The 6,618-nt window shown below is 42.6% G+C and carries 4 protein-coding genes and 2 pseudogenes; 5 read left to right on the top strand and 1 reads right to left on the bottom strand.

Annotated features, from left to right (window positions below; translation table 11 throughout):
* Positions 1–991 (top strand): hypothetical protein (locus JR005_RS00030; protein ID WP_228731720.1); only part of this gene is annotated, 991 nt, incomplete at its 5' end.
* 57 nt (positions 992–1,048) lie between these two features.
* On the opposite strand, the gene JR005_RS00025 is transcribed toward JR005_RS00030, so the two are convergent.
* Positions 1,049–2,026, bottom strand: coding sequence for a LysR family transcriptional regulator (locus tag JR005_RS00025; protein ID WP_125269128.1), 978 nt, complete (start codon positions 2,024–2,026; stop codon positions 1,049–1,051).
* A gap of 100 nt (positions 2,027–2,126) precedes the next feature.
* Between JR005_RS00025 and JR005_RS00020 the strand changes: the two are divergent.
* The 4 genes and pseudogenes from JR005_RS00020 to cntA all read left to right on the top strand — a co-directional run.
* Positions 2,127–3,238, top strand: a pseudogene (locus tag JR005_RS00020) (tartrate dehydrogenase).
* A gap of 39 nt (positions 3,239–3,277) precedes the next feature.
* Positions 3,278–4,933 (top strand): BCCT family transporter, encoded by a 1,656-nt coding sequence (locus JR005_RS00015; protein WP_218665774.1) that lies wholly within the window; start codon positions 3,278–3,280, stop codon positions 4,931–4,933.
* Positions 4,930–5,883 carry an alpha/beta hydrolase gene (locus JR005_RS00010; protein WP_218665333.1) on the top strand — a complete coding sequence of 318 codons (954 nt, stop codon included), beginning with the start codon at positions 4,930–4,932 and terminating at the stop codon, positions 5,881–5,883. Before JR005_RS00015 ends, JR005_RS00010 begins: the two co-directional genes overlap by 4 nt.
* 64 nt (positions 5,884–5,947) lie before the next feature.
* Positions 5,948–6,616, top strand: a pseudogene (cntA, locus tag JR005_RS00005) (carnitine monooxygenase subunit alpha); the annotation flags it as partial.
* Positions 6,617–6,618: the final 2 nt, after the last annotated feature.

Below are 6,618 nucleotides of genomic sequence, written 5' to 3'. Positions count from 1 at the left end.
ACTTGCTGATATTAAAACAGTTTTAATCTATGAAAATCCAGATTGGATTGCATCATTAGATTTGCGTTGCTATCAATATCATCGATTATGTGACGCATTATTTTTAAAAGATGCATGGGCAGGTTATAAAATTTCAAATCAGCAGCGCATCTCAGTTGGTTTTCAATCAGTCGATTTTGGATTTGGACGACTATGGGGCAATAGCTATTATGAAACTTTGCTCAATACTGTAGGGCTAGAAGATATTCAAAATTTAGGGATGAAGTATCAATTTAAGGATGATCAATACAATTTTATTTTAGGTTTTTATCCTACTGATGGTGGAAATTATAAAGGGACTTCTAAAGATTCCAGTCGTTATAGTGGTAACTTCGTTGAAGCTGATGATTTGACTCAAGGCACCGATATTGATGAGAAAAATATGTGGATCACACGTTTTTCACGGAAATTTGAATTGAATGCTACAGAAAACTTTTCGACTGAAATTGGAGGATCGTACTGGTATTCAGAACTGCAAAATCATCGTACTGATCAACATGGAAATCGTCGTACATGGAGCATTTTTAGCACCACTAATTATCAGGCGTGGCAATGGTTATTTTTATTTGGAGAGCAAAATATCAAAAATGGCGATGATTTGCTGCCAAACACTTCAACGATTGGGGCATTTGATTATCCCTATCAAGTCGCCAATAAAGGCCAATATATGGCTAATGAGATTAATTATACTTTTGCCAAGCCCTTCCATCAGTTAGAAAATATTAAGCCATATGTATCTTATAGTCGTTTCTATAAAGATGAATCTGGATATCAAGATTCTGATCGTTTAATTGCGGGTTTATATTTTAACTATAAAAAAGTGGGAATACAGGGAGAATATATCTTGAGTCGTAATGATCCCATGACAGGTAGTGGTGCAGATGGACTTGCTCAAGGTGATAGTAATCAATGGAATAAGTTATTTTATTTATCGATTGGCTATTATTTCTAAAGCCGTCAATCCCATGTATAAGGCCAGCCAAATTTAATCATGAGGCTGGCTTCTTTACTATAAAAAGACTTTTTCTGTCTGTTGGGTGATTGGTTCAATCGGTTGGATCAACTGACCACGACTTAGATTCTGAATATGTTGTAAACGGTTGATCAGTTCATTTTGAATAAATAGGATACAGGTCTGTAGTTTAGATGAACTTTTTAAACGTGAAGGATACACCGCCCAAACATCAGCATCTTGCCAGTACTGAGGCAAGATATGCTGTAACTGACCGCTAATCAATTCATCAGCCACATCCCAGATTGAACGTAGGATAATACCATGCCCCTCGGTTAATTGGTGAATAATTTCACCGTTATTAGATACGAAACGTGGAGTAACGTGTACTGACCGATCTTCTGACCAATGACGAAGTTTCCACAGCACTGAGGATTGGTCACGTTCACTAATAGTTAAACAATCATGAGTCCGCAGATCTTCTAGACTTTCAGGTATTCCATTTTTCATTAGATAGCTAGGTGATGCACAGAAAATCCGAAAATTAGATGCTAATTTTTTAGCGATCATATTGGGGGCAATATCATTGCCAATGCGAATATCCAGATCAATGCTGTGTTGAATCAGGTCTTTGGTGTTATCGATGGTATCAAACTGAATTTCGAGTTTGGAATACATGGTCATCAATTTAGATAAGATCGGCGCAATATGCTTTCGCCCAAAACCGAAGCTGCTGACAATGTCGAGATGACCTGTGGGCGTGCTTAAGGGGTTATTCACCAGTTCACTGATTTCATCAAATTCATCCAGAATATTTGATACACGATCCAAAATGAGTTTGCCATCTTCGGTCAAACTGACATGGCGGGTACTGCGATGAAATAGTTTGCAGTTCAGGTTGGTTTCTAAAATATTGATGCGTTTACTGATAAATGCAGGTGAAGCACCCAGCTCCTCAGCTGAATCGACAAAACTCTTGCGTTTGGCGACTGTGCAAAAAACCTTTAAATCCGATAGGTTAGGTAGATTATTCACGATCCGTGTCCATTGGGGTGATAGTTTTCTTATTGATCATTGTTGCTGAAAACAGCATGTTTACAGCTAAGGATATTAACCAAAGGTGTAAGGGAGCGTTATGGCAAAAAAGTATAAAGTTGCCACGATTGCGGGTGATGGGATTGGTTAGAAGTTCTACCAGAAGGCATCAAGGTTGTAAAGGCGGCAGTAGATAAATATGGCATTCAAGTTCAAATGGATAGCTTCGATTGGGCCAGCTGCGATTATTACCTTGAACACGGCAAAATGATGCCAGATAACTGGTTCGAAGTCTTACAGGAATATGATGCTATCTTCTTTGGTGCGGTGGGTTGGCCTGAAAAGGTGCCTGATCACATTTCACTATGGGGATCATTACTCCAGTTCCGTCGTTGTTTTGATCAGTATGTGAATTTACGTCCTGTTCGGTTAATGTCTGGGGTGAAATGTCCATTGGCTGGCAAGCAACCGGGCGATATCGATTTTTATGTGGTGCGTGAAAACAGCGAAGGTGAGTATTCTGCCATTGGTGGTAAAGCCTTTGAAGGTACTGATCGTGAGTTTGTCTTGCAGGAAGCGGTGTTTACCCGTCATGGTGTTGACCGTATTTTAAAATATGCATTTGAATTTGCTGATCAGCGTGAGGCTAAAAAAATCACGGCTGCGACCAAATCTAATGGCATTGCAGTCAGCATGCCGTACTGGGACGAACGTGTCGATGAAATGGCAAAACGCTATCCACAGATCAAGGCAGATAAACAGCATGTCGATATTTTAGCGGCACGTTTTGTTCTACAGCCTGAGCGTTTTGATGTGGTGGTGGCATCGAATTTATTTGGTGACATCTTGTCGGATTTAGGCCCTGCATGCACGGGTACCATTGGTTTGGCGGCTTCGGCAAACCTCAACCCTGAACGTAAATTCCCGTCATTGTTTGAGCCTGTACATGGTTCAGCACCTGATATTTACGGTCAGCAAATTGCCAATCCGATTGCGGCGATCTGGTCGGGTGCGATGATGTTGGATTTCTTGGCAGATGGAGATGAGCAGGTCATTCAGGCAGGACAGGAAATCATGCAGGCAATTGAGCATGTGTTGGTGCATGGCCCGAAAACGCCTGATGTCGGTGGAACTGCCAAGACCTATGAAGTGGGTGATGCGATTGCATCCTGTTTGACTCAGCAAAAAATGGATTTATTCGCAATGGAGTAAGTACCCCTGAGGGAATAGTCACTATCCGAGATGGATTGAATAGATATGGATAATCAAATTACAAAACCTTATACAGATAAGACGCTTGCGATCACCAGTCTTGCCGTTGTATTTACATCGGTGGCTGGTTTGGCAATCTACTCATCTGAATCAATACAACTGGCTGCAAAATGGATGCAGTGGACCACGTCGGTGGTTACCACGCCAGTGCTTTTATTTACGTTTTTATCAATTATTTTTACCTTCGGTTTGGCCTTTAGCAAATACGGCAAAATCAAGCTTGGTGAAGGTAAGCCCCAATACAGTACCATGTCATGGATTTTCATGTTCATTTTGTCGGGGATAGGATCTTCAACCTTGTACTGGGGTTTTTTGGACTGGGCCTATTACTACCAGACCCCAGGTTTAAATTTAGCCCCTGAATCGACAGCAGCATTGAAATACAGCGTGGCTTATTCTTTCTTTCACTCTGGTTTGAGTGCATGGTCAATCTATGCTTTGGCATCGATTTCACTGTGTTACAGCTACCATGTCAGAAAGAATAAAGGCCTGAGCTTAGCGTCAATGGTGGAAGCGGTCACTGGCTTTAAAGCGACAGGACCTGTTGGACGTGTCGTTGATCTGATGTTCTTGCTGTGTATGTTTGGTGCCTTGACCATTTCACTGGTTTTGACTGCGGTCACTTTTACCAACATTCTGTCGCAACTCACGGGTATTCCCAATACCTTCATGACCAAAGTCATCATTATATTGGCGGTGTCGGTGTTATTTGCACTCAGCTCCTATGTCGGTATGGATAAAGGCATGCAGCGTTTGAGTCATATGGTGTGCTTGGGTGTGGTGCTGTTCGCGATCTACGTGCTCTGCTTTGGGCCAACCCAATTCATTATGAATAATTCATTGATGAGTTTTGGTCTGATGGCGACTAACTTTGTCGATATGAGTCTGTTTACCGACCCGATGGGCGATGGAAAATTCACCCGTGAATGGACGGTGTTCTATTGGTTATGGTGGATTTCTTATGCACCCGGTGTCGCGCTATTCGTAACACGTGTCTCAAAAGGCCGAACCATTAAAGAAGTGATTCTTGCCATGGTCATCGGCGGTAGCGTTGGTTTATGGTTCATCTTTGGCGTATTTGAAAATTACAGCGTTCATAGCTTTATTCACGGCATGGTCAATGTACCGCAAATCTTGAGTCAGCAAGGCGGTGAAGTGGCAATTGGTCAACTGTTGGGCTTATTGCCAGCAGGCAAGCTGATGATGTGGTTGTTCCTTGGCATTATGGTGATTTTCCTTGCAGCACATATGGATGCGGTGGGCTATGCAGTTTCTGCAACCTGTACCCGTGGTTTAAGTGAAGGGCAAGATCCATCTCCGAATGCGCGTTTGTTTTGGTGTCTGATGTTAACACTAGTGCCGATTGCGATGATCTTCTCTAAGGCGCCGTTAGACACCATGAAAACTGCCACCATTGTGACTGCCTTACCGTTTATTGTGATTATTATGGTACAGACTTATGGTTTGGTGAAGTGGCTGATTGAGGATTATTCCAAGGTGCCATCACATTTGATCGAGCAGAATAGCTTTAATGACTTGGAAGCACTTGAGCATACTGACTCAAATCAACAGATGCAGATTGATATTGCGGCAACCGCACTAGCACATAAAAGCAGTCAAAAGGAATTGTCATGACACAGCAACCGAACACGCGCTATGAGTTAAGCGAAGAAATGCAAAGTCTGGTGTATTGGAGCAGCATTTATTCAGCAGCGGATAACGATATTGATTCAATTCGTGCAGCCTACGATGCCATGTGCCTGCATTACACCTTGCCACGCGATGGTGCGGTCAATATTGAAGATAAAACCGTTGCGCATGCCACTCATCCCGTCAGTGTTCGGTTGTATTCCCCACTGGGTGAGGCACCTGAAGCGGGTTGGCCTTGTATTCTGTTTATCCATGGTGGTGGCTGGATGCTGGGTAATCTGGATTCACATGAATTTATCACCCGCTATTTATGCCGTGATTTAAATGTTGCGGTACTGAGTGTCGATTATCGTTTGGTGCCTGAACATCATTTTCCAGCTGCTTATGAAGATTGTGAAACGGTCTATCACTGGCTACGTGAACATGGTGCAGATTGGAACATTGATCCAACGCAGATTGTGTTAGCAGGCGACAGTGCAGGAGGCAATTTAGCTGCGGCATTGGCGGTTCAGTTACAATATACAGGCGTGCAGGCACGTGGTCTGGCTTTGATCTATCCTTGTTTGGGCAGCAGTTTTGATACTGCATCTTGCCAGCAACATGCACATGCACCGTTACTGAGCTTAGAGGAAATGCATTATTACCTGAAAGAATATGCACCGAATGAAAGCGACTGGCAGGACACTCGTTTAACACCACTTTTGGCAGAAGATTTGAGTGACATGCCACGTAGCTTTGTTGCGGTAGCTGAATACGATCCACTGAGTGATGACGGGCGTATTTTCGTGGACAAGTTAAAACAAGCCAATATTGCGGCCGAGTTTTATCTCGGCAAAGGATTACTACATGGCAGTTTACGTTTAGTACGGGATTGTCCTGTGGTGCAGGATTTATATCAGCAGATGCTGAGTTCGTTAAAGCAAATGTTCAAGTGATTTGAACATCAGCCAATTTTGATAAAACAGTCTTTAGGACAAAACATTTTAATGGAGTAAAACCATGAATGCAGTTGAAAAATTACCAGAAGATTTCTGTTCAAACCCAGATGTGGCATGGACATTTCCAAAAGTGTTCTATACCTCATCTCAGGTGTTTGAGCGTGAAAAAGAAGAAATTTTTGCGAAAAGTTGGATTTGCGTGGCACATGGCAGTGAAGTTGCCCAAGCCAATGACTATATTACCCGTAAGGTGATTGGTGAAAATATTATCGTGATTCGTGGCAAAGACAGCGTATTACGTGCGTTCTATAATGTCTGCCCACATCGTGGTCATGAGCTGTTAAGCGGCAGTGGTAAAGCCAAAAACGTGATTACCTGTCCCTATCATGCATGGACATTCAAGCTGGATGGTAGCTTGGCACTAGCACGTAACTGTGATCATGTTGAGTCTTTTGACAAGCAAAACTCCAGCATGGTGCCGTTAAAAGTTGAAGAATATGGTGGTTTTGTCTTTATTAATATGGATGAAAATGCCACTTGTGTTGAAGATCAGTTGCCTGAATTTGCACAAAAACTGAATGAAGCTTGTGCCGTAATCAAAGACTTGAAACTGGCTGCACGTTTCGTAACGGAAACACCTGCCAACTGGAAAGTGATCGTGGATAACTATTTAGAATGTTATCACTGCGGCCCTGCACATCCGGGCTTTGCCGACTCGGTACAGGTGGATAA

The organism is Acinetobacter sp. Colony158 (assembly GCF_019264745.1).
GTDB classification, from domain to species: domain Bacteria; phylum Pseudomonadota; class Gammaproteobacteria; order Pseudomonadales; family Moraxellaceae; genus Acinetobacter; species Acinetobacter ursingii.
The sequence above is the reverse complement of the archived record's forward strand: the minus strand, read 5'-3'. Positions and strand labels throughout refer to the sequence as shown.